Genomic DNA, 26,148 nt, shown 5'->3' with positions numbered 1-26,148 from the left:
CTCAGCGGCGGACGAAGTGCCCGCTCGTCTGCTCGACCAGGGCGCCCTCGGACTCGGGATCGGCCTCGTGGCCGTCGGCAGCCACCCGGGCGAGGCGGCGGCGGGCGACGGCGGGATCGGCCACGAGAGCGGCATCCAGCAGCGTGCGGGTGTAGGGGTGTTGGGGAGAGTCGAAGACGGATGCCGTCGGCCCGATCTCCAGGATCCGCCCGGCGCGCATGACGGCGGTACGGGTGGCGATCTCGCGCACGACGCCGAGGTCGTGCGAGATGAACAGGTAGGTCAGGTCGTGATCGCGCTGCAGACGCGCGAGCAGTGCCGTCACCTGCGCCTGGATGGACACATCCAGAGCGGAGACGGGTTCGTCGCACACGATGAATTTCGGCCGCACGCCGATGGCCCGGGCGATCCCGATGCGCTGCCGCTGCCCGCCGCTGAAGGCGCGGGGACGCTTGTGCACGTCGTCGCCGGTGATGCCGACCTCCTCGAGCGCCTCGCGTGCCGCCGCGTCCGCATCGCGGTCGGGGGTGAGCACGCGGATCGGCTCCGCGACGTTCTGCAGCGCGGTGCGGTGCGGATTGAGCGATGTGAAGGGATCCTGGAAGACCACCTGCATGAAGCGGTGGAACGGCAGCCGCTGCCGGCGGGAGAGGGCGGTCAGGTCGGTGTCCTCGTAGCGGATCGTGCCGCTGGAGGGCTGCTGCATCTGCAGCAGGCAGCGGCCGAGCGTCGACTTGCCGCTGCCGGATTCGCCCACCACAGCGAGGGTCTCGCCGCGACGGATCTCCAGATCGACGCCGTCCAGGGCGCGCACGTCGGCCAGGCGCCTGCCCCAGGCGTTGCGCACCTGGAAGGTCTTCGTGAGCGCTTCGGCGCGCAGGAGCACGTCAGGCATCCGCCACCTCGTCCCTCGACACCCGGCCGCCGGGCGCATCGGCCAGCAGCGCCCGCGTATAGGCGTGGCCGGGACGGGCGAACAGGTCGACGGCGGGGGCGCGCTCCACGATCCGGCCGTCCTTCATCACCACGACGTCGTCGCACAGCGCCGCCACGACCCCCAGGTCGTGCGTGACGATCAGCACGGTGAGGTCGCGCTCGGCCTGCAGCCGGCGCAGCAGCGCCAGCAGTTCGATCTGGATGGTGGCATCCAGTGCCGTCGTCGGCTCGTCGGCGACGAGCAGCTGCGGGTCCGCCAGCAGCGCCATCGCCACCATCGCGCGCTGCCGCATGCCGCCGGAAAGTTCGTGCGGATACTGATCGAACACGCGCTCCGGGCGGGGCAGTCGCACCGCGGCGAGCGCGTCCAGCGCGCGCGCACGACCCTCACGGCGGCCGACGCCCTGGGAGCGGCGGGCCACCTCGACCAGGTGTGCGCCGATGCGGGTGAGCGGGTCGAACGAGGTCATCGGGTCTTGGAAGACCATCGCCACCGGCAGGCGCGGCCTGCCGAACCCCGCCGTGACGTCGCGGCCGTCGAAGGAGATCGACCAGGTGCGGCTGGTGCGCTCCGGGAGGATGTCCATGAGGGCGCGCAGCAGCATCGTCTTGCCCGAGCCTGATTCCCCCACGATCCCCACGATCCCGCCGCGGGGCACGTCGAGGTCGATGTCGTGCAGCACGCGCACCGGGGCGGTCTTGGCGCCTGGGCTCCCGATGTCGACGGTGAGACCGCGGATACTCAGCAGCGGCGGCGGGGTCATGACGCCCGCTCCACGACCAGCTCGCGCAGGGCATTGCCGAGGGCGTTGAACGACAGCACCGTCGCGGTGATGAGCAGCCCCGGGATGAGGGCGAGGTGGGGTGCGGTCTGCAGGCTCCCCTGCGCAGTTTCCAGCAGGCTCCCCCACGAGGCCATCGGCGGCTGGATGCCCAGCCCCAGAAAGCTCAGCGACGACTCGGTGAGGATCGCCACCGAGATGCTCGCGGTGGCCGCGACGATGATGGTGGGCGCCGCGTCCGGCAGGATGTGGCGCGCGATGATGCGCGGCATCCGCTCCCCGATATAGCCCGCGTAGCCGACGTACACCCGCTCCCGCAGCGACAGCGTCTCGGCGCGGACCAGGCGCGCGGTGGCCATCCAGGAGAAGGCACCGATCACGATGATGATCGTCCACAGCCCCGGTTTGAGGAAGACGCTCGCGACGATCACCAGCACCATCCAGGGGATGGACGAGAGGAAGTCGACGAAACGCATGAGCGCGTCGTCGAGCCGTCCGCCGACGTAGCCGGACAGCACTCCGACGACCACGCCGATGATGGTGGCGGCGACCATCGCGAGGACGCCGACGGTGAGCGAGACGCGCCCACCGTAGACCACGCGCGCCAGGTAGTCGCGTCCCAGTTCGTCCGTTCCCAGCAGATGCGCCGGCCCAGGCGGCTGCCACCGTGCGGCCAGGTCGGTCGTCGTCGGATCCAGCGGGAGCAGCGGGGTGAGCACCGCGATGAGGGCCGCCGCCGCGAGGAAGGCGACGGCCAGCCAGGTGGTGACGGAGGCGAAGCTGCGGCGCCGGGCCTGCGTGATCGCGACCTCGAGGGCGGTCATCGGGCGGCTCCGATCCGGATGCGGGGGTCGGCGAGGACGTAGAGGATGTCGGCGATGAGGTTGCCGATGATGACGAGGGTCGCCGACAGCAGCAGCACCGCGAGGATGACGGGGTAATCGAGGCTGCGGGTGGCGGTGAGGAAGTACGGCCCGACGCCCGGCCACCCGAAGATGGATTCCGTGACGATGGCGCCGGTGACCAGCAGCGGCAGGGCCAGCCCCAGCTGCGTGATGATCGGCAGCAGCACGTTGCGGCTGACGTGGCGGGCGAAGACCTCGCCGCGGGTGGCGCCGAAGGCGCGCTGCACGAGGACGTAGTCCTGATCCAGTTGCGAGATGGCCGCCGAGCGCACGTAACGGGCGATGTCAGGGAAGAATGCGACCGTGAGCACCAGGAACGGCATGACGAAGTGCAGTAGGAAGTCGACCGGGTCGCCCTGCTTGCCCACCGAATGCATGCCGATGATCGGGAACCAGCGCAAGTGATATCCGAAGACGTAGATCACCAGCAGCGCGAACCAGAACGAGGGGGTGGCGATGCCGATGCCGCACAGCGCGTCGATGGCGCGGTCGGTCCAGGTGCCGCGCCGGGCGGCCGCCACCAGACCCAGCACCATCGCCAGGAGGAGCGCGGCGATGTAGGCCGGTGCCACCAGCAGGACCGTGGCGGGGATGCGCGCGGCGAGGTCGTCGGCGATCGCGTGACGGCTCACCAGCGAGTAGCCGAGGTCCCCCTGCAGCACGTTGGACAGCCACAGCCCGTACTGCACGAGGAAGGGCTGGTCCAGGCCGTACCGCTCGCGGATCAGCGCGACCGTCTCCGCCGACATCTGCGGCGTGGTCACCGCGTCGACGACGTCGTAGGGGGCCAGGTGCAGCAGTGCGAACACGACGAACGACAGCAGGAGCAGCATCGGCACGACCTGCGCCAGTCGACGCCCGACGTAGGCCAGCATCCGTCATTCCTTCCCGCGAGCGCACCCGCGCACCCACCCAACGATGTCACGGGCGCGCCCTGCGGCGCGCCCGCGACATGGGTGGATCAGCGCTCGGTGAGCAGCCCGAAGTTCTCCAGCGTGTAGATCGGCACCGGGGTGGCGTCCTCGACGCCGCCGATGCGGCTGTTGACCGCCAGGATCTTCAGGTTGTCGGCGAGCGGGTAGATGACGGCATCCTCCGCGATCTGAGCCTGCAGGCGGGCGTAGACCTCGGCGCGCGCATCGGGATCGAGCTGTGCCGCGCCTTCGTCGAACAGCGCGTCGGCGGTGGGGCTGGCGTAGTGGAAGTAGTTCGCCGAGGCGCCGGAGCGGAAGAGCAGGCTGTACGCGTCGGGGTCCTGGCCCATGATGTAGCCGCCGAGGAACGCGTGGTAGGCGGACTCGGCGCCCTTCTCGATCTCGGTGTACACCGCGGCCGGCTCCACCCCTGCCAGCTCCACCGTGATGCCGGCATCCTGCAGCTGCTGCTGGATGAGGGTGGCCTGCGTCGTCTGCGCCGGGTCCGCCGCGGCGTAGGCGATCGTGAGGGTGAGGTCCTCTGCTCCCGCCTCGGCCAGCAGCGCCTTAGCGGCGTCCACGTCGGTGTCGTACGTCTCCACGTCGTCCGTTGCGAACGGGTTGCCCGGCGGAAGGAACGTGTAGGCGCTGTCGTAGTACTCGTCGCTCAGCCAGGTGGCGGTGTTGATCTCCTCGCGGTCCAGCGCAGAGAAGATCGCCTGCCGCACCCGCTGGTCGGTCAACTCCGGGGTCGCCAGGTTGAGTCCCAGGTAGGCGACCCGGCCCTCGGCGTACGGGTAGATGTCCAGGCCGGATGCCTCCAGCTGGTCGATCTGTTCGGGCGTCGCGAAGGAGGCGTCGGCCTCGCCGGTCTGCAGCGCCGTGTTGACGGTGTCGGCGTTGGCCACGATCCGCAACGTGACGTCCTCGATGTTCGGCGCCTCGCCGTAGAACTCCGGGTTGGCCTCGAAGGTCAAGTACTGGCCACGCTCGTACTCGGTGAGGACGTAGGGCCCTGACCCGACGGCGACGGGGTCCAGCTCCGCGCCGGAGAAGTCCGTCACGTCGCCGTAGACGTGCTCGGGGATGATGTAGGTCTCGGTGGCGATGTTGCTCAGCGCGGCGGCGCTGACCGACGGCAGCGTGAACACGACGGTGCGCTCATCCGCGGCCGCGGCGGTGATCGGGGCGTCGCCGATCCACAGCAGGTCGGCGTTGCCGTTTTCGCGGATCGCCTTCTGCGTGTAGGTGAAGACGACGTCGTCGGCGGTGAGCGGCTCGCCGTCGGACCAGGTGAGTCCCTCCTTGAGGGTCACTGTGACCGACAGGCCGTCTGCGGCGGGCTCGATCGATTCGGCGAGCTCGTTGCGCACGGAACCGTCGGCTTCGACGCGCGCAAGCGGCGAGTAGACCAGGTTCGTCACCGTCAGCCCCCAGCGGTCGCTGACGTTGATCGGGTTCAGCGAGGTGGGGTCGCCGGCGATGATGTAGCTGAACTCGCCGGTCGCCTCGGACCCGCCGGACTCGGGGGCGTCGCCGCCGGCAGGCGCGCAGGCGGCGAGAGCGAACGCTCCGGTGAGAAGGAGTGCCGCGGCGGCGGTCGATCGTCTGGTCATGTGAGCGCTGTCTTCCCTCGATGGTGGTGAACGCCGATGATGGTGGGCATCGCACAGCCTATGGGCGCGGGAAACCGGCACGGCGCGGCCGCCGCCGTTCATGTCCTACTGTTGCGCCCGATAGCCTCGTGCTGTGCTGCTGACCGACCCCGTCACCCTGGAAAACGCCCACGTCCGCCTGGAGCCGCTGGACGTCAAGCACGCGTTCGACCTCGCCGCGGCATCCGTCGGGATGGACCACGTCTGGTACACCTCGGTGCCCGCGCCGGGGGACGTGCCGGCCGAGATCGCGCGGCGGCTGGCGATGCGCGATGCCGGGACGATGAACCCCTGGGCGGTGCTGCGCGACGGCGTCGCGGTGGGGATGACGACGTTCTGCGCCATCGACCAGCCGAACCGGCACGTCGAGATCGGCTACACCTGGCTGGGCCTGTCGGCCCAGCGCACCGAGGTGAACACCGCGGCGAAGCTGCTGCTGCTGGGTCACGCGTTCGAGGAGTGCGACGCGATCGCGGTGGAGCTGCGCACCCACTGGCACAACCAGCAGTCGCGCACGGCGATCGCACGGCTGGGCGCGAAACAGGACGGCGTGCTGCGCAACCACCGGCTGGGACCGGACGGCACCCTGCGCGACACCGTCGTGTTCTCGATCCTCCCGCACGAGTGGCCGGCGGTCCGGCTCGGGCTGCAAGAGCGGTTGCGGCGCGGCTGAGCCGGGGGGTCGCGTTCGTCGCGCGCGTCGCGGGATTCGGGGACCGATACGCGCCCCAAACCCTCCGAATCCCGGGTTCGGGGACCGATACGCGCCCCAAACCCCCCGAATGCCGGGTTCGGGGACCGATACGCGCCCCAAACGCGGTGGGGTGGACGCGCGGCGCGGACACCGGGCCCGTCCGACGGGGCACCCTCCACAGGTGAGGCGGGGCGGCGTGTCATCCCCAGATGCGCCTATTCGCGCCCCACTGCCGGCGCCGGTACCCCGATGCTCGGAGCATGGCCGAGCCGGTCCGACTCCTGACCCTCGAACAGCTGCGCGCTCAAGGCAGGGCGGGGCGTCAGATCGCGGCGGCCGCGGCGGGTGGTGAACTCGTGCGCCTGCGACGCGGGATCTACGTCAACGCCAACGACTGGCGCGACGCTCGTGCCGAGGGGCGCATCGTGGCCCGAGCCCACGCGCTGGCAGCGGTGTCCGCGACGCGACCCGTGTTCGCCTACGAGACGGCGTTGGCGCTGCAGCGCCAGCCGCTGTATCGGGCGCGCGACGATCGCGTGCACGTCATCGCGGACGCCGGTCGGCCCGGCCCCGCGCACGGAGTCGTGCGTCACCGCGGCGAGGTGACCGGCGATGTGATCGAGATCGACGGCTTGCTGTGCACCAGCCTGGCGCGCTCGGTGGCTGACATGGCCCGCACCGGCACCTTCGAGCAGGCGGTCACGTCGGCCGATGCGGCCCTGCACACGCTGTTCGCCCCTCGCGATGGCATGTACGACCTCGTGGGCGCGCAGGAATTCCGTGAAACCGTGCGCCGGATCGTGCGCGTGAGCGCTCACGGCATCAGCCGCGCGGACCGCGTGCTGGACTTCGCCGACGGGCGGGCGCATCTGCCCGGCGAGACGATCAGCCGCATTCGGCTCGTCCAAGTCGGGTTCCGCCGGATCCGGCTGCAGGTGGCTGTCCCCGCGCCATCGGGGGGTTACTTCTTCCTCGACTTCGGGCTCGATGACGCCGATGCCTTCGGAGAATTCGACGGCTCGATCAAGTACTTCGACGGCCGGATGCTGGACGGCCGCTCCCGCGCGGACGTCTTCGATGCCGAGAAGCAACGGGAGGACTGGATCCGCGGCACGACGCAACGCCGCCACGGGCGATGGGGCTGGCCGCACCTGCACACAGCACCCGCGCTCGGCGAGCGGCTCGCGGCGTTCGGCATCCATCCCCCGCGGTGATCCCCTTCCGATACGCGCCCCAAACCCACTGGAACCGGGGTTCGGGGACCGATACGCGCCCCAAACCCACCGAATGCGGGGTTCGGGGACCGATACGCGCCCCAAACCCGGGAGAAGAGACGGGGTGGGGGTCAGCCGTCGATGACGGCGACCAGCTCGTCCAGGAACGCGGCGAAGTCGGTGCCGCGGCGGACGATCCGCTGCACGCTCTCCCGCTCGCTGAACACCTCGACGAACTGCTCGAACACGGTCTGGAACGCGGCGCGGTCGCTCTCCGAGAACGCCGTGAACGCGACGACCTGTACGCGCCCCTCCCCCCACGCGATGGAGGGTTCGGCGATGCCGATCGCGATGGCAGTGCGCGTCGCGGTCATCCCGATGGCGTGTGGCACCGCCAGCGCGTCGGTGAACGCCGTCGACGACAACCGCTCCCGCTCGATCGTGCGCTGCACGTAGTCCTCGTCGATGACCCCTTCGGCCACCAGCAGCCCGCCGAGCCTGCGGATGACGGCTTCCTCGTCACCGCCGTCCAGGCCGCGGATGAACGCCGCCGGTGAGAAGTAGCGCTCCAGCTCCGCGCGCAGCCGCGCCAGCCTGCGACCGCGACGCACCCGCCCCGCCGCGGCCTGCACGCGCTCCACGTCGCCGTCGGTGAGGAACGGCTGGATGCGCACGAAGCGGTCGTTCGGCGTGGGCGGGTCGATCGTGGTGAGCACGAGGTCGGTCTGGATGCCGGCCCAATCGGGGTCCGCCCGCGTCTCGACACCCACGACCTCCACGGCCTGCCCGAGTGAGCGGTCGATGCTCGAGCGCAGCAGTTCATGCAGCTCGTAGTAGCCGGGGCACACGATCGTCGCCGTCAGCAGCTGATCGGCGCGGCGGCTGCGCTCCAGGCGCCCGCCGACGTGCATCGCGATGTAGGCGATCTCGTCGTCCATGAGCGGGATGCCGAGCCGGTCGGCCAGACCGCTGGCGATGAACACGGCGACTTCGAAGATCATCGGGTAGGTCGACTTGAGCGAGCGGGTCAGGGGATTGCGCGACCAGGCCTGTTCACGGGCACGGTGCATCAGGTTCTGCACGTGCAGCGCCAGGCGCAGCACGAAGTCCTCGTGGGCGATGTCGACGAGGAATTCGGATGCCGCCGACTCCACCATCTCGCGCACGACCCGCTCCACCTCGGGGTCGAGTCGGTCCCGCGCCCGATCGGCGGGCCCCTCACCGGGGGCCACGATGCGGGTGAGGATGAGCGTCGCGAGGTGCGCGAGGTCGCCCGCGCCGAGGCTGACCCCCAGGTGCGCGACGCTCAGCCGGTCGATCAGCGCACTGATCTCGGCGCGCGCCGGGTCGTCGTCGGTGCCGCCGCCGTCCAGTGCGCGGTCCCGTGAGACGCGGTCGGCGGCGATGGCGATGTGCATGACGACGTCGGCGATGCCGAGCTCGTTGACGAAGTAGCCGAGCTCTCCCAGCCCCGCCACCAGCTCGGTCTTGAACGGCCCGAACGCCTGCGCCCCGACCGACTGCGTGCCCAGCGTCCGGCGCAGCGCCTCGAGGTCGAACGACCCGGCTTCCATCTCGTCGTGGGCGAGGCGGCTGAGCAGCCGCCGCTGGGCGGCTTCGGTGCCGCGCAGGCGCGCTCGCGCGGCGGAGCGCTCCAGCGTCAGCTCGGTGCCGCCGAGCAGCCCTCGTACGCGCGCGAGGTCCGCGTCGATCGTGGCGGGACTGACGTACAGGCGCTCGGCGGTCTCGAACACGTCGATGCCGTCGTCTTCGTCCAGGAGCGTCCGCACGAGGGTGTGCAGGCGGTCGCGGGGGGTGGCCGCCTCGTTTCCGGCGCGGAGCGCCGCCGTGGCGTCCGGTCCCGCCCGGTAGCCCTGCGGACCGGATTCGATCGCGGTGCCGGGCACGCGCGCGTTGACCGCGGTGACGTAGCTGCGGACGCTGCGGGGGGTCACCCCCAGCGCGTCGGCCATCGTGGCGGCCGTCAGCCAGTCGCCTTCGCGGGTGAGCAGCGTCAGGAGGCGGTCCTGCCTGGCTCTGGTCACATGATCCCCTGGTGGCGCGAATGTTGCGCCCAGTCAACCATGCGTGGCTGAAGGTCGGCTTATCGCTTCCGCCCCCGCGGAAGCAACCCTGGTTGTCCGGTCCCAGTGATGTCGGAAGAATAGAAACAGCAGGGAGGAAGTCGATGAGGATCCTCGTCGTGTGCGGAGCTGGTGCATCCAGCACGTTCGTCGCGCAACGCGTGCGCCATGCAGCACACGACCGGGGCCTTCCGTACGCCGCCTTCGCCGGCACCGAACAGTCGCTTCCCATCGACCTGGACGGTGCCGACATCGTGCTGGTCGGCCCGCACCTGACTCATGCGCTGGATCGCATCCGGTATGAGGCCCAGTTGCGGGGAACTGCGGTGGTGCTCCTTCCCGCCGACATCTTCAGCGACCGCGACGGCACGCGGACTCTCGACTTCGTCCAGACCGCTCTGAAGGAAAGGGAAGCCTCATGACCCAGCTCACCCGCACGGTCCGCGTCGGCTCGTCACACGGCCTCCACGCCCGCCCCGCGAAACTGTTCGCGCAGGCGGCCAAGAACGCCGGCATCCCCATCACGATCTCCAAGGATGCCGGAACGCCCACGAATGCGGCGAGCATCCTCGGCGTCATCGCGCTCGGCGTCGAGCGTGGCGACTACGTGACACTGACCGCCGACGGCGACGGCGCCGAAGCAGCACTCGATGCCCTTGCCGAACTGCTGGCGACCGACTTCGACTCCGAATGACCGACGAAGGAGACATGATGACTGAACTGCGCGGAGTGGGAATCGGCCTGGGCGTTGCCCAAGGACCGGTCGCGCGCATGTCCGAGCCCCTGCCCGCGCCCGCCGATACGGCCAGCGAGCAGGAGCCCGAACAGGAGCGCGAGCGCGCCCGCGCGGCAGTGACCGCCGTCGCCCGTGAGCTCGAACAGCGCGGCGCCAAGGCCGGCGGCGCGGCGCGGGATGTGCTGGAAGCGCAGGCCATGATGGCCGAGGACCCGTCGCTGCTGGACGAGGTCGACGGGCGGATCGCCCAGGGCAAGACCGCGGAGTTCGCCGTGTTCGACGCGTTCGTACGGTTCCGCGAGCAGCTGACGGCCATGGGCGGATACCTCGGCGAGCGTGCCGCCGACCTCGACGATGTCGCACAGCGCGTCATCGCGCACCTGCGCGGCGTCCCGGCCCCCGGCGTGCCCGACCCCGGCCACCCGTTCGTGCTGGTCGCCAAGGACCTCGCCCCCGCCGATACGGCACTGCTGGATCTGGACAAGGTGCTGGCGCTGGTCACCACGGAAGGCGGACCCACCTCGCACACCGCGATCCTCGCGCGCGAGAAGTCGATCGTCGCCGTCGTGGGCGCCGTCGGCGCGAAGGACCTCCTCGAGGGTGAGACCGTGATCGTCGACGCCGCTGCCGGTGTCGTGACCACCTCCCCCAGCCAGGAGGACCTGTCCCGCGCCGAGAATCGCGCGGCCGCCCGGGCATCGGCGGCAACCGCCCCGATCACCCCGGGCGCCCTCGCCGACGGCACCCGCGTGCCACTGCTGGCCAACCTCGGCAAGCCGGAGGGCGCCGCCGAGGCCGTCGAACTGGGCGCGGAGGGCGTAGGACTCTTCCGTACCGAGTTCCTGTTCCTCAGCTCCGCCTCGGCGCCCACCGTCGAGCAGCAGCGCGAGGCGTATACCAAGCTGCTGGCCGCGTTCCCGGGTCAGAAAGTGGTCGTACGAGTGCTGGACGCCGGCGCCGACAAGCCGCTGGCGTTCCTCAACGACGCCCACGAGGAGAACCCGGCACTGGGCCTGCGGGGCCTGCGCGCCCTGCGCGCGAGCGAGGACATCCTGCGTGAGCAGCTGACCGCGCTGGCGCAGGCGGATGACGCCACCGAGGCGGACCTGTGGGTCATGGCGCCGATGGTGTCCACCGTCGAGGAGACCCGGTACTTCACCGAGATCGCCCGCGACTACGGCGTCAAGACCGCCGGAGTCATGGTCGAGGTGCCCTCCTCAGCGCTGCTCGCCGACAAGGTGCTCGCCATCGCCGACTTCGCCTCGATCGGCACGAACGACCTGACGCAGTACACCCTCGCCGCCGACCGGCTGCTGGGCTCGGTCGCCGCCTTCCAGGACCCGTGGCACCCCGCCGTGCTGCGCCTCATCCGCGAGGTGGGCGCCGCCGGCATCGCCAACGGCAAACCGGTCGGCATCTGCGGCGAGGCGGCAGCAGACCCGCTGCTGGCCGTCGTGCTCGTCGGGCTCGGCGCCACCACGCTGTCGATGGCGCCGACGGCGATCGCCGATGTGCGCGCCAGTTTGCTCATGTACACCCTCGACGATGCCAAGCGCATCGCCGAAGCCGCCCTCACCGCGGATGACGCGGGGGGAGCCCGTATCGCGGCCCAGCAGGCCGCAACCCGAGAGAAGGAGACACAATCATGACATCGACGTCAGCAACCTCAAAGCAGGGGGGGAACAAAGCGCGCGTCGGGGTTCAGCGCTTCGGCACCTACCTCTCCGGCATGATCATGCCCAACATCCCGGCGCTCATCGCCTGGGGCATCTTCACGGCGTTCTTCATCGCGGCGGGGTTCACCCCCAACGCCGACCTTGAGACGATCGTCGGCCCGTTCATCCACTACCTGCTCCCCCTGCTGATCGCCTACACCGGTGGAAACATCGTCTACGGCGTGCGCGGCGGTGTCGTCGCCGCCATCGCGACGATGGGTGCGATCGCCGGTTCCGACCTGCTCATCGCCAACTTCAACGCGGGCCTGCCGGAGGGCGCCGACCAGCTCGGCCAGGTGCACATGTTCATCGGCGCGATGATCATGGCGCCGCTGGCGGCCTACACGATGAAGTGGCTCGACAGCCTGTGGGAGGGCAAGATCAAGGCGGGCTTCGAGATGCTCGTCAACATGTTCTCCGCCGGCATCTGGGGCTTCGTCATGGCCATCGTCGGGTTCTACCCGATCGCCTGGCTCGTGAACGGCCTGATGAGCACGCTCAGCAACGCGGTGGAGTGGCTGGTCGAGCTGAACCTGCTGCCGCTGACGAGCATCCTGATCGAGCCCGCCAAGGTGCTGTTCCTCAACAACGCCATCAACCACGGCGTGCTCACCCCGCTGGGCATCCAGCAGGCAGCCGATGAGGGCTCGTCGATCCTGTTCCTCCTCGAGGCCAACCCCGGCCCCGGCCTGGGCCTGCTGCTGGCGTTCGCGTTCTTCGGTCTCGGCGCCGCGCGCGCCTCGGCCCCGGGCGCTGCGCTCATCCAGTTCGTCGGTGGCATCCACGAGGTGTACTTCCCGTACGCCCTCATGAAGCCGGTCCTCATCGTCGCCCTCATCGGTGGCGGCATGACCGGTGTCACCACCAACATGCTCCTCGGCGGCGCGCTGCGTGCCCCGGCAGCACCGGGCAGCATCATCGCGGTGCTGGCGCAGACAGCGGTCGGCTCCTACTTCGCCGTGATCCTCTCGGTGATCCTCTCGGCCGCGGTCACGTTCCTCATCGCCTCGGTGATCCTGCGAGCCTCGCGCAAGCGGGACCTCGCGGCGATGGCGGCGACCGACGACGCGTTCGGCGCGGCGATCACGCAGACCGAGGCGGCCAAGGGCAAGTCGTCCGACGCGCTCAGCGGCCTGCGCGGCGGCGCGGCGACCGAAGCCGGCGGCGGCATCGAGCCGGCCGTCATGACCGAGCGCGAGATCAAGAACATCGTGTTCGCGTGCGACGCGGGCATGGGTTCCTCGGCGATGGGCGCCAGCGTCCTGCGCAACAAGATCAAGAAGGCAGGCATCGAGGATGTCACGGTCGTCAACAAGGCGATCGCGAACCTCGACTCCAGCGCCGACCTGGTCATCACGCAGAACCAGCTGACCGACCGGGCACGGCAGAAGACGCCGAACGCGGTTCACGTGTCGGTGGACAACTTCATGAACTCTCCGAAGTACGAAGAGGTCGTGGACCTGGTGCGCGCGCAGCACGACGGGGCCTGACCGACCGCTGCGGGGCCGGGCGGCGTGATGCCCCCGGCCCCGCGGCCTTTCTCGGCGCACGGCCGTTACCCCGGCCGAGGCGCAGTGCGCAAGCCCCGCCGGGGCTGCGCACGACCTGCAACAGTGAACGGCGGATGCTGCGGCATCCGTCCGATGAAAGGGGAAAGACATGGCACGTGACGTCCTCAACGTGGGACAGGTCCGCATCCACTCCGGCTCGGTGAGCCGTGAGGACGCGATGAGGGAGGCCGCTGACATCCTGCAGGCCGCCGGGGCCGTCACGAACGCGTACTTCGACGCGATGCAGCAGCGCGAGGAGACGGTCTCGACCTACATGGGCAACGAGCTGGCGATCCCGCACGGCACGAACGAGACGAAGGCGACCATCCTCGACTCGGCGCTGTCGTTCGTGCGCTATGACGGCGGCGTGGACTGGGACGGCAACCCGGTGACGTTCGTGGTGGGCATCGCCGGCAAGGGCGACGAGCACCTCGAGATCCTGTCGCAGATCGCCCTGCTGTTCTCCGACGACGACGAGGTGGCCAAGCTCAAGCAGGCCCAGACCCCCGAAGAGCTGTACGCCCTGCTGTCCGCGGTCAACGCATCATGAAGGCCGTCCACTTCGGCGCCGGCAACATCGGGCGCGGGTTCGTCGGGCTGCTGCTGCACGAAGGCGGCTACGAACTCGTCTTCTCCGACGTTGCCGCTCCCCTTGTCGATGCGATCAACGCCGCCGACGAGTACACCGTGCACGAGGTCGGCGAGGGCGGTGTCGACAAGGTCGTCACCGGCTTCCGCGCGATCAACAGCCAGACCGACCCGCAGGCCGTCATCGACGAGATCGCCACGGCCGACATCGTCACCACGGCCGTCGGGCCCACCATCCTGCGTTTCGTCGCCCCGCACATCGTCGCCGGTCTCGCCACGCGTGACCCCTCGCTGCCGCCGCTGACGATCATGGCGTGCGAGAACGCCATCAACGCCACCGACCTGCTGCGCGACGAGATCCGCGCGCAGGCCGAGGGCGCGTGGGATGCGATCGCCGGCAGCGCGATCTTCGCCAACACCGCCGTCGACCGCATCGTGCCGGCCCAGGCGCCGGGCGAGGGTGTCGACGTCACGGTGGAGCCGTTCTTCGAGTGGGCGATCGAGGCTCCCCCGTTCAGCGGCAACCTGCCCTCGATCCCGGGTGCCCACTTCGTCGAGGACCTCGCGCCGTACATCGAGCGCAAGCTCTTCACGGTCAACACCGGCCACGCCGCCACGGCGTACTTCGGTGCCCGCGCCGGGGTCGACACCATCGCCGCGGCGCTGTCGGATCCGACCATCGCCGCCGACGTCGCGACCGCGCTGGAGGAGACCTCCGCGCTGCTGGTGGCCAAGCACGCGCTGGACCCGGCGGACATGGCCGAGTACCGCGCCACGATCCTGCGCCGCTTCGCCAACCCCGCCCTGCCCGACACGGTGTGGCGGGTGGGACGCCAGCCGCTGCGCAAGCTCTCGCGTCACGAGCGCTTCGTCGGCCCCGCGGCCGAAGCAGCCGAACGCGGTCTGCCGGTCGCGGGACTGGTGGCGGCCATGGGCGCGGCGCTGGAATTCGACGACGCCGAAGACCCGCAGTCGGTCGACCTGCAGCGGCTGCTGCGCGAACAGGATGCCGCGACGTTCACGGCATCCGTCACCGGGCTCGAGTCCGACCACCCGCTGTTCCCGGCCGTCCTGGCCGTCGTGCAGACACGCCAGGGCGCGCTGGCCTGAGCACTGTGGCAGAGGCGGGCGGGGGGTCGGATCGGTCCCCCGCCCGCCTCTTTCGCGCCCCGCGCCGGACGCCGACGCGGGCCTCGGTTAACAAGCGCTAACATCGAGCCTGGACAACGACGTCTGGGGAGAACATGCACGCGCAGTATGCCGTCATCGGTGCGGGTCCATCCGGCCTGGCCGCGGCCCGTGCCCTGTCACGGGCGGGGCTGGAGTTCGTCGGCTACGAAGCCGCCGCGGGCGTCGGCGGGCTCTGGGACATCGACAATCCGCGCTCGACGATGTACGAGTCGGCGCACCTCATCTCCTCGCGCACGACGACGCAGTTCGCCGAGTTCCCGATGGCGACCGATGTCGACTACCCGGGGCACCGCACGCTGCTGCAGTATTTCCGCGCCTACGCCGAGCGGTTCGGGCTGACCGCGAGGTTCCAGTTCGACACCAGGGTCACCGGGATCGAGCGCCGGGGCGACGGGTCGTGGACGGTGACGGCGACGGGGCCGCACGGCAGAACGACCGAGACCTATGCCGGGGTGATCCTCGCCAACGGCACCCTCGCCGAGCCGAACGTCCCCCGCTTCCCCGGCACGTTCGACGGCGACCTGCTGCACACCAGCGCCTACAAGCGCGCGAACTCGCTCGCCGGCAAGCGCGTGCTGATCATCGGCGCCGGCAACTCCGGCTGCGACATCGCCGTGGATGCCGTGCACCACGCGGCATCCGTCGACATGAGCGTGCGCCGCGGGTACTACTTCGTCCCCCGCTACCTGTTCGGCCGGCCCGCCGACACCCTCAACCAGGGGCGGCCGCTGCCGGCGCGAATCAAGCAGTTCATCGACACCCGGGTGCTGCGCGCGTTCACCGGTGACCCGTCCCGGTTCGGGTTTCCGAAGGCCGACTACCGCATCTACGAATCACACCCCATCGTCAACACGCTGCTGCTGAACCACGTGGGCCAGGGGGACCTGCGGATCCGGCCCGACGTCGCGCGCTTCGATGGGAGCACGGTGCACTTCCGCGACGGCACGACGGGCGAGTACGACACCGTGCTGCTGGCCACCGGCTACACGCTGGACTACCCGTTCGTCGACCGGGCGGAGCTGAACTGGACAGGCTGGTCGCCCCACCTGTTCCTCAACATCTTCCCGCCGCAGATCCGGGGCCTGTTTGTGATGGGGATGATCGAGGCGTCCGGCATCGGCTGGCAGGGCCGGTACGAGCAGGCCGAGCTCATCGCGGCGTATCTGTCGGCACCCGCCGAGCGACAGCTGGAGTTTCGCCGCCGGGTGGCCGCGGACCCCTGGCCCGACCTCACCGGCGGCTACCGGTACCTGGGGTTGGAGCGGATGTCGTACTACGTCAACAAGGACGCCTACCGCCGCGCCGTGCGCGAGGCGGTCGAATCACTGCAGGCCACCCAGCCCGGCGCGCGTCGCGGCGGCGGGCGCTCGTCGCGGAAGGCAGGGTCGGCATGAATCCCGACGAAGTGGTGCTCAACTTCACCCCAGGCACGCTCATGATCCTCAACGTCGTGCTGGCGCTCATCATGCTCGGCATCGCGCTGGACACCTCGCTCGACGACTTCCGCGTGGTGGCCCGCAAGCCGAAGCCCTTCGCCATCGCGATCCTCGCGCAGCTGCTCGTGCTGCCCGCCGTCACGCTCGGGCTCACGCTGCTGCTGCCGGTGAGCGCCTCGATGGCGCTCGGCATGATCCTGGTGGCGTGCTGCCCGCCCGGCAACATCTCGCAGGTGCTCACGCACCGCTCCGGCGGCAACGTCGCCCTGTCGGTGTCGATGACCGCCGTCGGCAACCTGCTCTACATCGTGGCGCTGCCCTTCAGCATCGCGTTCTGGGGGTCGCTGCGGACCGACACCCGCGACCTGCTGTCGGCGGTGTCGCTCAACGGCTGGCAAATGCTGCTGGAGATCCTCCTGATCATCGGGGTGCCCTTCGTCGTGGGCCTCGCGGTGCGCGAGAAGCTTCCCCGTGTCGCCGCGCGGGTGCAGCCCTTCGTGAAGTGGTTCTCGCTGCTGGCGCTGGTGGGATTCATCGTCGCGGCGCTCGCGGGCAACTGGGCGTATTTCGTGGCGTTCCTCGGGGTCATCGTCGTGGTCGTGACGATCCACGACGCCGTCGCCCTCGGGATCGGCTACGGCACCGCGGTCGTGGGGGGCCTGGGCACCCGGGAGCGCAAGGCGATGACGTTCGAGGTCGGCATCCGCAACGCCGGTCTCGGGCTGGGACTGGTGTTCACCTTCTTCGGGGGCCTGGGCGGCATGGCGATCGTCGCGGGCTGGTGGGGCATCTGGGACATCATCGCGGGGCTGCTGGTCGCCGCCCTCTGGGCACGGCACACCCGGCGGCGCACCGGGTCGGCCACGGGAGACGCGTCGCGGCATGCGGTTGCGGCGGACGGTGCCGGGGGCACGGCATGAGCGGGGCGGATGCCGGCGGCGCGCGGGTGCTGGTCACGGGCGGCGGCGGATTCCTCGGCACGCACGTCGCGCGGGCGCTGGTGGCCAAGCCGGATGTCGCGCTGGTTGTCGCCGGCGACGTCCGCTCACCGGCGGAGCCCGTTCCCGGCGTCGTGTACGAGTCGCTCGATGTCACCCTGCCCGATGGCGTGGCCCCGATCCTCGAACGTCACGGCATCGACGTCGTGGTGCATCTCGCGGCGATCGTGAGTCCCGGCCGCGACCACGCGATGGAATACCGCGTCGACGTCGACGGCTCGCGCCACGTCCTGGAGGCGTGCGTCGCGACCGGGGTGCGCCGCTTCGTGGTCTCGTCTTCGGGCGCGGCGTACGGGTACCACGCAGACAGCCCCGAGTGGCTGCGCGAGAGCGACCCTGTGCGCGGCAGCGACGAATTCGCCTACTCGCTGCACAAGCGCCTCGTCGAGGAGATGCTCGCGTCATACCGAGCGGAGCATCCCGAATTGCAGCAGGTCGTGTTCCGCATCGGCACGATTCTCGGACCGACCGTCTCGAATCAGATCACCGCCCTGTGGGACGGGCGCCGCGTCCTCGCGGTGCGCGGTTCGGAATCGCCGTTCGTCTTCGTCTGGGTCGACGACATCGCCGCGGCCATGGCCCGGGCCGCGACCGACGGGCCCGCCGGCATCTACAACGTCGCGGGCGACGGGCGGCTCACGGTGCACGAGATCGCCGCGCGCCTCGGCAAGCCCGTGCTGACGATCCCCGCGTGGGCGCTGGCGCTGGCCCTGCGCGTCGGCCGCGCCCTGCGGCTGACCGTGCACGGGCCCGAGCAGGTCGGGTTCCTGCAGTATCGGCCCGTGCTCGCCAACGACGCGCTGAAGAAGGACTTCGGGTTCGTTCCGTCGAAAACCAGTGCCGAAGCCTTCGACGCGTATCTCGCGACGCACCCGGGCGTGGCGCGCCGCTGACTCGTCGCGGCATCGCCTCGCGGCTCGTCAGCCAGTGGGCGCCGACACCGGTCCGGTGGCCGCGACGACGACCCATGCATTCGGGTCCTTCTGCGAGGCTACCCAGGTCTCGACATCGCGGAGGACCGCGTTCCGGTCGGTCCCCGACACCGTCGTCAGGCCGAAACCGGCGACCGCGTGCCAGGTGAAGACCCCCGCTGTCGCCGTGGCCCGCAGTCTGACTGTGATCAGCTGCTTGCCGATGTGGCCCAGCCGGTACCGAAGGTCGTTCGACGGCGTGATCCCATTGCCGTCGACCATCTCTGGACGGCCGTCATCGGGACCCATCGCGTCGAGCCGCACCTGCAGGTCGGATCGGACAGCATCCGGCACCGGCAGCGCCGGGTCCACGACGACGACGCGGTTGTCCAAGGTCTGGTAATCACGGTAGACCGACCAGTCGACGCCCGGGGTATACCGGCTGTCCACGACATCGCCGTGAGCGTATGTCCTGGCGGGCGGCACGACGGGCTGCGGCGCAACGCTGTCGGTGAGGGGCGCTCCACTGTCGGATACCGCCCCGGGCTCGGTGGTCGGGGTGGGGGAAACGGTCGCCTGAGGGTTCGCGGGCGCACTCTCCAGGTCCGAGTGTGGACTTCCCGTGCCACTGGATGCGTTGCCTACGGGGGAGGTCGTCCCGGCGCACCCCGCCAGGGAGAGCAGAGAGACCAGGAGCACGCTGAGGGGGAGGACCCCCGCGCGATATGTACGGTGCCGCATGCTCCTATGATGGCCATTCCAGGAGCGTTATGGTGCATGTTGCCATCACGATCCGGCAACGCGGCAGGGTCAGCGGGCGAAGCCCTCCGCGATCAGCTCGATGAGCTCCTCGCGCTCCTCAACCGAGAGGAAGGCCGCCGCCGCCGCGTTCAGCTGGAACGCTTCGAGGTCGCCGAGGTCGTACTCGAACGTCTCCGCCAGCAGCGCGAGCTCGCGGGTGAGCGACGTGCGGCTCTGCGTGCGGTTGTCCACGTTGACCGTGACGGCGAACCCGAGCTGGTAGAGCAGGTCGAACGGGTGGTCGACCAGCTCCTTGCCCCACGCCTGAATGGCGCCGGTCTGCAGGTTCGACGACGGCGACAGCTCCAGCGGGATCTCGCGGTCGCGCACCCAGCGGGCGAGGTCGCCCATCTGCACGTAGACCTCTTCGCCCTCGCGCGAGACGACCTCGAGGTCCTCGGCGATGCGCACGCCGTGACCGAGGCGCAGCGCGCGGCCGTCGATGAGGGCGGAGCGGATCGAGTCGAGCCCGGCCGCCTCGCCGGCGTGCACGGTGACGGGGAAGAACTGCGACGCGAGGTAGTCGAACGCCACGCGGTGGTGGGATGCCGGGAAGCCGTCCTCGGGCCCGGCGATGTCGAATCCGACGGCGCCGCGGCTGCGGAATGCGACCGCCAGCTCCGCGATCTGCAGCGAACGGTCGGTGTGGCGCATCGCGGTGATCAGCTGGCCGACGCGGATATCGCGACCGGCGGCCTCGACGGCGTCCTCCCCCTCTTCGATGCCCTCCTGTACGGCTTCGACCGCTTCTTCCAGCGACAGCCCGCCCTGCAGGTGCTGCTCGGGCGCCCAGCGCACCTCGCCGTAGACGACGCCGTCGGCGGCGATGTCCTCGACGAACTCCCGCGCCACCCGGGTCAGGCCCTCGCGGGTCTGCATGACCGCGGTGGTCAGGTCGAAGGTCTTCAGGTACTCCACGAGCGACCCGGAGTCGCTGCGGTCCTCGAACCAGTCGGCGAGGGCTTCGGGGTCGGTCTCGGGGACGTCGACACCGGCCGCGTCGGCCAGTTCGATGATGGTCGCCGGGCGCAACGCGCCGTCGAGGTGGTCGTGCAGCGAGACCTTGGGCAGCTCGCGAACGGACACTCCCTGCACTCGGGCGTCGTCGTACTGATCGATGGCCATGGGGGTTCCTTCGTTTGGTGCGGTCGGTCAGGCGGTGATGCGCTCGAGCACGAGCGGCGTAGTGGCCGGAGCCGTGTCGCCGATCTCCCACGAATCGTGGAGGGCATCGAGGGCGCGGCCGAACCGCTTGTCATCATCTGCGAGCAAGGTGAACAGCGGCTGACCTTCGGTGACGGCATCGCCGGGTTTGACGTGCAGATCGATGCCGGCGGCGTGCAGCACGGGGTCCTGCGCGCGGGCGCGGCCGGCTCCAAGGCGCCACGCGGCGATGCCGAAGGGCAGCGCGTCCAGGCGGGTGAGGACTCCGGCAGTGGGAGCCGTGACGGTGTGCGTTTCGCGGGGAACCGGCAATGCGGCATCCGGGTCGCCGTCCTGCGCGATGATCATGGCGCGCCAGGTGTCCATGGCACGGCCGTCGCGCAGCGCCGCTTCGACGTCGGCATCGGGGTGACCGGCCAGTGCGAGCATCTCGCGCGCGAGGGCGATGGTGAGTTCGACCACGTCGGCGGGTCCGCCGCCGGCGAGCACCTCGACCGATTCGCGCACCTCGTTGGCGTTGCCGATCGCCAGGCCAAGTGGGGTGTTCATGTCGGTCAGCAGCGCCGTGGTGGCCACCCCCGAGTCGGTGCCGAGCGCGACCATCGTGCGCGCCAGCTCCCGGGCCTTGTCGACGTCGCGCATGAACGCGCCGGCGCCGAACTTCACGTCGAGCACGAGCGCATCGGTGCCCTCCGCGATCTTCTTGGACATGATGCTCGAGGCGATGAGCGGGATCGCCTCGACGGTGCCGGTGACATCGCGCAGGGCATAGAGCTTCTTGTCGGCCGGGGCAAGTCCCGACCCGGCCGCGCAGATGACGGCGCCGATGTCGCGCAGCTGCGCGAACAGCTCCTCGTTGGTCAGCGCGGCGCGCCAGCCGGGGATCGACTCGAGCTTGTCCAGCGTCCCGCCGGTGTGCCCGAGGCCGCGACCGGACAGCTGGGGCACGGCAACGCCGAAGGATGCCACCAGCGGCGCGAGCGGCAGCGTGATCTTGTCGCCGACACCCCCGGTGGAGTGCTTGTCGACGGTGGGCTTGCCCAGCTTCGCGAAGCTCATCCGCTCGCCCGAGGCGATCATCGCGTCGGTGAGGACGCGGATCTCACGGCGTTCCATGCCGTTGAGCAGCACCGCCATGGCGAACGAGGCCATCTGCGCGTCGGCGACGTAGCCGCGCGTATACGCGTCGACCATCCACCGGAGGGCCTCGTCGGGGACGACGCCGCCGTCGCGTTTGGCGCGGATGACGTCTACGGCGTCGAAGGGCTCCATGTTGTCGGTGCTCATCGGGCGGCCTCCTCGAGGTCGCGGGGACCGAACGCGTCGGGCAGCACCTCATCGATCGTGCGGATGCCGGAGACGGTCTCCAGCAGCATGCCCGGCAGGGCGAATTCGTTGAGCAGTTGGCGGCAGCGGCCGCACGGCATGATCGTCTGGCCGTCGTTGTTGACGCACACGAAGGCGACCAGCTGCCCGCCTCCGGACATCTGCAGGTCGCCGACCAGCGCACACTCCGCGCACAGTCCAACCCCGTACGAGGCGTTCTCCACGTTGCAGCCGGCCACGATGCGCCCGTCGGTCACGAGCGCGGCGGCACCCACCCGGTAACGGGAGTAGGGGGCATACGCCCGCTGCATGGCCTCCGTCGCGACGGCGCGGAGCTGATCCCAATCGATGTCTGTCATTGTCAACCCTTGATATACGGCTTGCCGGCTGCCGCGGGGCCGCGTATCTGGCCCACGAATCCGGCGACGGCGATGATGGTGACCAGGTACGGCAGCATCAGCATGAATTCACTGGGGATCGGCGTCTGCAGCACCGTCAGCAGGTTCTGCAGGTTCGTGGCGAATCCGAACAGCAGCGCCGCCAGAGCCGCGCGCAGCGGATCCCACCGACCCAAGATCACGGCGGCCAGGGCGATGAAGCCGAGTCCGGCGGTCATCTCCTTGGTGAACTGCGGCACCGAGACCAGTGTGAAGTACGCCCCGCCGATACCCGCGATCGCGCCGGCCAGCGACACGTTCCAGAACCGGGACATGTTCACCTTGATGCCGACGGTGTCCGCAGCCTGCGGGTGCTCGCCGACCGCGCGCAGGCGCAGCCCCCACCGGGTGCGGTACAGCGCCCACGCGACGACGGCGACGGTGATGTACATCAGGTACACCAGGAACGTCTGGTTGAACAGCACCGGGCCGATGAGGGGGATGTCGCTGAGCAGCGGGATCTCCAGCCGAGTGAAGCGGACGGGGCGGTTCAGCTGCTCCTCGTTGGGCACCAGCAGCGCCCCGTACAGGAAGCCGGTCAGTCCGGTGACAAGCACGTTCAGCACGACGCCGACGATGACCTGGTCGACGAGGTACTTGATCGCGAATGCCGCCAGCACGAACGCCACCAGCACGCCGCCGATCATCGCGCCGATCAGCCCGATGAAGGGGTTCCCGGTGATGGAGGACAACAGGGCCGCGGAGAAGGCACCCAGCAGCAGCTGACCCTCGATGGCGACGTTGACCACGCCCACGCGTTCGCCGATGACGCCACCCAACGCGCCGAATACGAGCGGCACCGACAGTGAGATCGCGCCGAACAGCAGTCCGGTGACCGGTACGAGGCCGCCCGCTGCCGCCCACACGAGGAAAGCGAACACCCCGAGCACGCTGAAGACGATCACGAGCCACAGCGGGGGGCGACGGTATGACCAGGCATCCCATGCCGCCCATGCCGTGATCAGCACGAGCAAAACCAGGAGGAGCCAACTCGTGGTCGCGGTGGGAAGCTCCACGGTCGGCAGCACGATCGCCGAGGCGGCGTCGCCGAGGCGGAAGGTGCTGATGCCGTCGCGGGGCGCGAAGAAGAACAGCAGGGCCAGCAGCACCGTCACCCCGGCCAGCACGATCGGCACCTTCAGGTGCCGCTCCTTGACCGTGCCGAGCTGGATGGGAGCAGCGGGTGCCGAGGGGGCGAGCGCGCTCATGCCGTCACCGCCTTCTTGGCGGCTTTGGCTCGCGCCTTCGCCGCCCTCTCCGCATCGGTCTTGGGCAGGAAGAAGATCGTGCGCAGCAGCGGCGGCGCCGCGATGAACAGCACGATCAGCGCCTGGACGACCAGCACGATATCCACGGGGATCCCCTGCGCCTGCATCGAGAACGACCCGGCCTTGAGTGCGCCGAACAGGATGCCGGCGGCGAACGTTCCCCACGCGCGGCTGCGGCCGAGCAGCGCCACCGTGATGGCATCGAAGCCGATGCCGGCGTCGATCGTGCCGGTGAAGCCGGTGGTGACCGACCCCTGGATCTGATTCATGGCCGCCAGGCCCGCCAGGCCCCCGGCGAAGAGCATCGCGTAGACGTAGATGCGCTTCACGCTGATGCCCGCCGCACGGGCGGCGAAGGGGTTTTCCCCGACGGCGCGCATGCGCATGCCGAGGCTGGAGAACTCCACGACCCACCACACCGCTACCGTCGCGAGGATCACGACGATGAAGCCCCAGTCCAGCAGCGGGAACGAGGGGCCGAACAGTTCGGGGAACTGTGCGGTCTCGGGCGTCGCGGCCGTGACCGGCTGGTTGGTGCCCGGCTTCTGCAGCAGACCCGGGGTGCGGATCATCCACAGCAGCAGGTAGTACGCCACGTAGTTGAGCATGATCGTCAGGATCACCTCGTGCGCGCCGGTGCGTGCCTTCAGGATGCCGACGATGCCGCCCCAGATCGCTCCGCCGATGATGCCGGCCAGCAGCGTCAACGGCAGGTGCGCCCACATCGGCATGTCGAGGTTGAAGGCGAAGAACGCCGCGAAGATCGCGCCGACGAGCATCTGGCCGCGGGCACCGATGTTGAACAGGCCGACGCGGAACGCCAGCGCGACGCCGAGACCGGCGGCGATCAGCGGGGCGGCGAATCCGAGGGAGTTGGTTAGCGGGCGGATCTGCGCCGCGAAATCCGCGCCGCGCGGGTTGAACACCGCACCGCGGAACAGCGCCTCGTACCCGCCGTACACCGAGCTCCAGATGGCCGCGAACGTGTCGCCGGGGCGCGCGAAGAAGTAAACGGCTGATTCCTGCACGTCGTCGTCGGTCAGGGCGATGAGGATGCCGCCCACGACCATCGCGAGCACAATCGCGAGGATCGTGGTCACCGCGCTGCCGCGCATCAGTTCCTTGACGAGGACGTTGGCGCGCGGGGGCGGTGGAACGGCCGGCTCACCGGTGAGCGGTCCCTTGACGGGAGGGAGCTGCTCGGGCGGCAGCCCCGTCCTGGCATCGTCGGCACCGGGCGTCGTGCCGGTCATGCTGCTACCTCCGGGTCGCTGGCTCCGGCCATCATGAGGCCGAGGATGTCACGTGGGGTGTTGCCGGGGACGACCCCGACGATCGATCCGCGATACATGACCGCGATGCGATCGGCGAGGGCGGTGACCTCGTCGAGCTCGGTCGAGACGACGACCACCGGCACGCCGGCATCCCGTGTCTCGATGATCCGCTTGTGGATGAACTCGATGGAGCCGACATCGACGCCACGGGTCGGCTGGGCGGCCACGAGCAGCCGCAGCTCGCGGCTGAGTTCGCGCGCGATGACGACCTTCTGCTGGTTACCGCCGGAGAGGGTGGCCGCCACCGACTCGGGACCGCGCGTGCGGATGTCGTACTCTTCGATGCGCTCACGGGCGAACGCATCGAGGGTCTGCCGCATGATGGTGCCCATCCGCACGAACTGCCGGTCGCTGGAACGGTCCAGGATGAGGTTCTCGGCGACGGAGAACCCGCCGACCAGGCCGTCCTCGGTGCGGTCCTCGGGGACGAAACCGACGCCTTCGTCGAGGATGCCGCGGACGCTCTTGCCGACCAGTTCGGTACCGCCCAGGCGAATGGAGCCCTCCACCCGTGCGGCCAGGCCCACGATCGCCTCGACGAGTTCGGTCTGGCCGTTGCCCTGGACTCCGGCGATCGCCACGACCTCCCCGGGCCGCACGTCGAAGTTGACGCTGTCGACGACGATGGCCCCGGCGGGAGTGAGCACGCGCAGGTCACGCACCTCGAGCCCGCCCGCACCGACGCGAGGCGACTGCTTCTGCACGGTGAGTTCGACCGCGCGCCCCACCATGAGAGAGGCGAGCTCGGCGTTGGTGGCTGTGGGCGATGCTTCGCCGACCACGGCGCCCAGGCGGATGACGGTGATCCGGTCGGCCACTTCGCGCACTTCGCGCAGCTTGTGGGTGATGAAGACGATGGACGTGCCTTCATCGCGCAGCTGGCGCATGATGGCCATCAGCTCGTCGGTCTCCTGCGGCGTCAGCACCGCGGTGGGCTCGTCGAAGACGAGCACCTGCGCGTCGCGGGACAGCGCCTTGATGATCTCCACGCGCTGCTGCACCCCCACCGGCAGTTCGCCGACGATGGCATCCGGGTCGATGTCGAAGCCGAACCGGTCGGCGACGGCCCGCACGTGAGTGCGGGCTGCGGCCAGGTCCAGCACGCCGAGCCCCTTCGTCGACTCGTGACCGAGCATGACGTTTTCTGCCACCGTGAAGACCGGGATCAGCATGAAGTGCTGGTGCACCATGCCGATGCCTGCGGCCATCGCATCCCCCGGGCCACGGAAGTGCTGCACGGCACCGTCGAGAACGATCTCGCCTTCATCGGCCTGATACAGCCCGTAGAGGACGTTCATCAGCGTCGATTTGCCGGCGCCGTTCTCCCCCAGGAGAGCGTGAATCTCCCCTGCCTCGACCGTGAGGTCGATGTTGTTGTTTGCAGTGAGGCTGCCGAATCGTTTTGTGATCCCGCGGAGCTCGAGCTTCATAACTGCACCCTAATCCAGCACCCCGGCGCTGGTGGGCCGCGCGGGGGCTAGGTGTGGGCACGGGCTGGGGGCGGGCACC

General features: G+C 69.8%; 24 protein-coding genes. 11 read left to right on the top strand and 13 right to left on the bottom strand.

All coding sequences use genetic code 11. The features are described 5' to 3' along the window. Position 1 precedes the first annotated feature (1 nt). The 5 genes from NQ151_RS13260 to NQ151_RS13240 form a co-directional block, all read right to left on the bottom strand. Positions 2-895: an ATP-binding cassette domain-containing protein gene (locus NQ151_RS13260; RefSeq protein ID WP_257528375.1), complete on the bottom strand. Its 894-nt coding sequence runs from the start codon at positions 893-895 to the stop codon at positions 2-4. After that, on the bottom strand, positions 888-1,700 hold the full coding sequence (locus NQ151_RS13255) for an ABC transporter ATP-binding protein (RefSeq protein WP_257528374.1): 813 nt from the start codon (positions 1,698-1,700) through the stop codon (positions 888-890). The genes NQ151_RS13260 and NQ151_RS13255 overlap by 8 nt, the downstream gene beginning before the upstream one ends. Further along, positions 1,697-2,542 (bottom strand): ABC transporter permease, encoded by an 846-nt coding sequence (locus NQ151_RS13250; protein WP_257528373.1) that lies wholly within the window; start codon positions 2,540-2,542, stop codon positions 1,697-1,699. Before NQ151_RS13250 ends, NQ151_RS13255 begins: the two co-directional genes overlap by 4 nt. Then, positions 2,539-3,498: an ABC transporter permease gene (locus tag NQ151_RS13245; RefSeq protein WP_257509345.1), complete on the bottom strand. Its 960-nt coding sequence runs from the start codon at positions 3,496-3,498 to the stop codon at positions 2,539-2,541. The genes NQ151_RS13250 and NQ151_RS13245 overlap by 4 nt, the downstream gene beginning before the upstream one ends. A gap of 86 nt (positions 3,499-3,584) precedes the next feature. After that, complete coding sequence (locus tag NQ151_RS13240; protein WP_257528372.1) at positions 3,585-5,153, bottom strand: ABC transporter substrate-binding protein; 1,569 nt, start codon at positions 5,151-5,153, stop codon at positions 3,585-3,587. Positions 5,154-5,286: 133 nt separating this feature from the next. On the opposite strand from NQ151_RS13240, the gene NQ151_RS13235 reads away from it, so the two are divergent. Together NQ151_RS13235 and NQ151_RS13230 are read left to right on the top strand one after the other, a co-directional pair. After that, the gene (locus NQ151_RS13235; RefSeq protein ID WP_257509343.1) at positions 5,287-5,865 is read left to right on the top strand and encodes a GNAT family N-acetyltransferase; all 579 of its coding nucleotides are present in this window, start codon (positions 5,287-5,289) and stop codon (positions 5,863-5,865) included. A gap of 281 nt (positions 5,866-6,146) precedes the next feature. After that, positions 6,147-7,100, top strand: a complete 954-nt coding sequence (locus NQ151_RS13230; RefSeq protein ID WP_257509342.1) for a hypothetical protein — start codon at positions 6,147-6,149, stop codon at positions 7,098-7,100. 131 nt (positions 7,101-7,231) lie between these two features. On the opposite strand, the gene NQ151_RS13225 is transcribed toward NQ151_RS13230, so the two are convergent. Continuing rightward, positions 7,232-9,145 (bottom strand): BglG family transcription antiterminator, encoded by a 1,914-nt coding sequence (locus NQ151_RS13225; RefSeq protein ID WP_257509341.1) that lies wholly within the window; start codon positions 9,143-9,145, stop codon positions 7,232-7,234. A gap of 143 nt (positions 9,146-9,288) precedes the next feature. Between NQ151_RS13225 and NQ151_RS13220 the strand changes: the two genes are divergently transcribed. The 9 genes from NQ151_RS13220 to NQ151_RS13180 all read left to right on the top strand — a co-directional run bounded on the left by NQ151_RS13220 (position 9,289) and on the right by NQ151_RS13180 (position 18,291). Beyond that, positions 9,289-9,606 carry a PTS sugar transporter subunit IIB gene (locus NQ151_RS13220; RefSeq protein ID WP_257509340.1) on the top strand — a complete coding sequence of 106 codons (318 nt, stop codon included), beginning with the start codon at positions 9,289-9,291 and terminating at the stop codon, positions 9,604-9,606. Beyond that, positions 9,603-9,878 carry an HPr family phosphocarrier protein gene (locus tag NQ151_RS13215; protein ID WP_257509339.1) on the top strand — a complete coding sequence of 92 codons (276 nt, stop codon included), beginning with the start codon at positions 9,603-9,605 and terminating at the stop codon, positions 9,876-9,878. Before NQ151_RS13220 ends, NQ151_RS13215 begins: the two co-directional genes overlap by 4 nt. Positions 9,879-9,895: 17 nt before the next feature. Further along, positions 9,896-11,569, top strand: a complete 1,674-nt coding sequence (gene ptsP, locus NQ151_RS13210; RefSeq protein WP_257509338.1) for a phosphoenolpyruvate--protein phosphotransferase — start codon at positions 9,896-9,898, stop codon at positions 11,567-11,569. After that, positions 11,566-13,125, top strand: coding sequence for a PTS mannitol transporter subunit IIBC (locus NQ151_RS13205; RefSeq protein WP_257509337.1), 1,560 nt, complete (start codon positions 11,566-11,568; stop codon positions 13,123-13,125). The genes ptsP and NQ151_RS13205 overlap by 4 nt, the downstream gene beginning before the upstream one ends. Before the next feature lie 169 nt (positions 13,126-13,294). Continuing rightward, positions 13,295-13,735 (top strand): PTS mannitol transporter subunit IIA, encoded by a 441-nt coding sequence (locus tag NQ151_RS13200; RefSeq protein WP_257509336.1) that lies wholly within the window; start codon positions 13,295-13,297, stop codon positions 13,733-13,735. Next, positions 13,732-14,883, top strand: coding sequence for a mannitol-1-phosphate 5-dehydrogenase (locus tag NQ151_RS13195; RefSeq protein WP_257528371.1), 1,152 nt, complete (start codon positions 13,732-13,734; stop codon positions 14,881-14,883). The genes NQ151_RS13200 and NQ151_RS13195 overlap by 4 nt, the downstream gene beginning before the upstream one ends. Before the next feature lie 134 nt (positions 14,884-15,017). Beyond that, positions 15,018-16,358, top strand: coding sequence for a flavin-containing monooxygenase (locus tag NQ151_RS13190; protein ID WP_257528370.1), 1,341 nt, complete (start codon positions 15,018-15,020; stop codon positions 16,356-16,358). Continuing rightward, positions 16,355-17,320, top strand: a complete 966-nt coding sequence (locus tag NQ151_RS13185; protein WP_257509333.1) for a bile acid:sodium symporter family protein — start codon at positions 16,355-16,357, stop codon at positions 17,318-17,320. The genes NQ151_RS13190 and NQ151_RS13185 overlap by 4 nt, the downstream gene beginning before the upstream one ends. Continuing rightward, complete coding sequence (locus tag NQ151_RS13180; protein ID WP_257528369.1) at positions 17,317-18,291, top strand: SDR family oxidoreductase; 975 nt, start codon at positions 17,317-17,319, stop codon at positions 18,289-18,291. Before NQ151_RS13185 ends, NQ151_RS13180 begins: the two co-directional genes overlap by 4 nt. Positions 18,292-18,318: 27 nt before the next feature. Here the strand turns inward: NQ151_RS13180 and NQ151_RS13175 are convergent, their stop codons facing one another. The 7 genes from NQ151_RS13175 to NQ151_RS13145 all read right to left on the bottom strand — a co-directional run bounded on the left by NQ151_RS13175 (position 18,319) and on the right by NQ151_RS13145 (position 26,069). Beyond that, a complete protein-coding gene (locus tag NQ151_RS13175; RefSeq protein ID WP_257509331.1) occupies positions 18,319-18,759 on the bottom strand; it encodes a hypothetical protein in 441 nt (146 codons plus the stop codon). Positions 18,760-19,119: 360 nt separating this feature from the next. Beyond that, positions 19,120-20,235 (bottom strand): adenosine deaminase, encoded by a 1,116-nt coding sequence (locus NQ151_RS13170; protein WP_257509330.1) that lies wholly within the window; start codon positions 20,233-20,235, stop codon positions 19,120-19,122. A gap of 27 nt (positions 20,236-20,262) precedes the next feature. After that, positions 20,263-21,561 (bottom strand): thymidine phosphorylase, encoded by a 1,299-nt coding sequence (locus NQ151_RS13165; protein WP_257528368.1) that lies wholly within the window; start codon positions 21,559-21,561, stop codon positions 20,263-20,265. After that, positions 21,558-21,959 carry a cytidine deaminase gene (locus NQ151_RS13160; protein WP_257509328.1) on the bottom strand — a complete coding sequence of 134 codons (402 nt, stop codon included), beginning with the start codon at positions 21,957-21,959 and terminating at the stop codon, positions 21,558-21,560. The genes NQ151_RS13165 and NQ151_RS13160 overlap by 4 nt, the downstream gene beginning before the upstream one ends. 2 nt (positions 21,960-21,961) lie before the next feature. Then, entirely contained in the window at positions 21,962-23,245 is a 1,284-nt protein-coding gene (locus NQ151_RS13155) for an ABC transporter permease (protein ID WP_257509327.1), read from the bottom strand. Further along, entirely contained in the window at positions 23,242-24,558 is a 1,317-nt protein-coding gene (locus NQ151_RS13150; RefSeq protein ID WP_257509326.1) for an ABC transporter permease, read from the bottom strand. The genes NQ151_RS13155 and NQ151_RS13150 overlap by 4 nt, the downstream gene beginning before the upstream one ends. After that, the gene (locus tag NQ151_RS13145; protein WP_257509325.1) at positions 24,555-26,069 is read right to left on the bottom strand and encodes an ABC transporter ATP-binding protein; all 1,515 of its coding nucleotides are present in this window, start codon (positions 26,067-26,069) and stop codon (positions 24,555-24,557) included. Before NQ151_RS13145 ends, NQ151_RS13150 begins: the two co-directional genes overlap by 4 nt. Positions 26,070-26,148: the final 79 nt, after the last annotated feature.

Origin of the sequence: Microbacterium sp. zg-YB36 (genome assembly GCF_024623575.2) — a bacterium.
In the GTDB taxonomy this organism is placed as follows: domain Bacteria; phylum Actinomycetota; class Actinomycetes; order Actinomycetales; family Microbacteriaceae; genus Microbacterium.
The sequence above is the reverse complement of the archived record's forward strand: the minus strand, read 5'-3'. Positions and strand labels throughout refer to the sequence as shown.

What these genes read in the sequence shown, in the direction of transcription:
- NQ151_RS13260 (WP_257528375.1), bottom strand. Translation starts at nt 895, where the DNA reads ATGCCTGACGTGCTCCTGCGCGCCGAAGCGCTCACGAAGACCTTCCAG.
- NQ151_RS13255 (WP_257528374.1), bottom strand. Translation starts at nt 1,700, where the DNA reads ATGACCCCGCCGCCGCTGCTGAGTATCCGCGGTCTCACCGTCGACATC.
- NQ151_RS13250 (WP_257528373.1), bottom strand. Translation starts at nt 2,542, where the DNA reads ATGACCGCCCTCGAGGTCGCGATCACGCAGGCCCGGCGCCGCAGCTTC.
- NQ151_RS13245 (WP_257509345.1), bottom strand. Translation starts at nt 3,498, where the DNA reads ATGCTGGCCTACGTCGGGCGTCGACTGGCGCAGGTCGTGCCGATGCTG.
- NQ151_RS13240 (WP_257528372.1), bottom strand. Translation starts at nt 5,153, where the DNA reads ATGACCAGACGATCGACCGCCGCCGCGGCACTCCTTCTCACCGGAGCG.
- NQ151_RS13230 (WP_257509342.1), top strand. Translation starts at nt 6,147, where the DNA reads ATGGCCGAGCCGGTCCGACTCCTGACCCTCGAACAGCTGCGCGCTCAA.
- NQ151_RS13220 (WP_257509340.1), top strand. Translation starts at nt 9,289, where the DNA reads ATGAGGATCCTCGTCGTGTGCGGAGCTGGTGCATCCAGCACGTTCGTC.
- NQ151_RS13215 (WP_257509339.1), top strand. Translation starts at nt 9,603, where the DNA reads ATGACCCAGCTCACCCGCACGGTCCGCGTCGGCTCGTCACACGGCCTC.
- ptsP (WP_257509338.1), top strand. Translation starts at nt 9,896, where the DNA reads ATGACTGAACTGCGCGGAGTGGGAATCGGCCTGGGCGTTGCCCAAGGA.
- NQ151_RS13205 (WP_257509337.1), top strand. Translation starts at nt 11,566, where the DNA reads ATGACATCGACGTCAGCAACCTCAAAGCAGGGGGGGAACAAAGCGCGC.
- NQ151_RS13200 (WP_257509336.1), top strand. Translation starts at nt 13,295, where the DNA reads ATGGCACGTGACGTCCTCAACGTGGGACAGGTCCGCATCCACTCCGGC.
- NQ151_RS13195 (WP_257528371.1), top strand. Translation starts at nt 13,732, where the DNA reads ATGAAGGCCGTCCACTTCGGCGCCGGCAACATCGGGCGCGGGTTCGTC.
- NQ151_RS13190 (WP_257528370.1), top strand. Translation starts at nt 15,018, where the DNA reads ATGCACGCGCAGTATGCCGTCATCGGTGCGGGTCCATCCGGCCTGGCC.
- NQ151_RS13185 (WP_257509333.1), top strand. Translation starts at nt 16,355, where the DNA reads ATGAATCCCGACGAAGTGGTGCTCAACTTCACCCCAGGCACGCTCATG.
- NQ151_RS13180 (WP_257528369.1), top strand. Translation starts at nt 17,317, where the DNA reads ATGAGCGGGGCGGATGCCGGCGGCGCGCGGGTGCTGGTCACGGGCGGC.
- NQ151_RS13170 (WP_257509330.1), bottom strand. Translation starts at nt 20,235, where the DNA reads ATGGCCATCGATCAGTACGACGACGCCCGAGTGCAGGGAGTGTCCGTT.
- NQ151_RS13165 (WP_257528368.1), bottom strand. Translation starts at nt 21,561, where the DNA reads ATGAGCACCGACAACATGGAGCCCTTCGACGCCGTAGACGTCATCCGC.
- NQ151_RS13160 (WP_257509328.1), bottom strand. Translation starts at nt 21,959, where the DNA reads ATGACAGACATCGATTGGGATCAGCTCCGCGCCGTCGCGACGGAGGCC.
- NQ151_RS13155 (WP_257509327.1), bottom strand. Translation starts at nt 23,245, where the DNA reads ATGAGCGCGCTCGCCCCCTCGGCACCCGCTGCTCCCATCCAGCTCGGC.
- NQ151_RS13150 (WP_257509326.1), bottom strand. Translation starts at nt 24,558, where the DNA reads ATGACCGGCACGACGCCCGGTGCCGACGATGCCAGGACGGGGCTGCCG.
- NQ151_RS13145 (WP_257509325.1), bottom strand. Translation starts at nt 26,069, where the DNA reads ATGAAGCTCGAGCTCCGCGGGATCACAAAACGATTCGGCAGCCTCACT.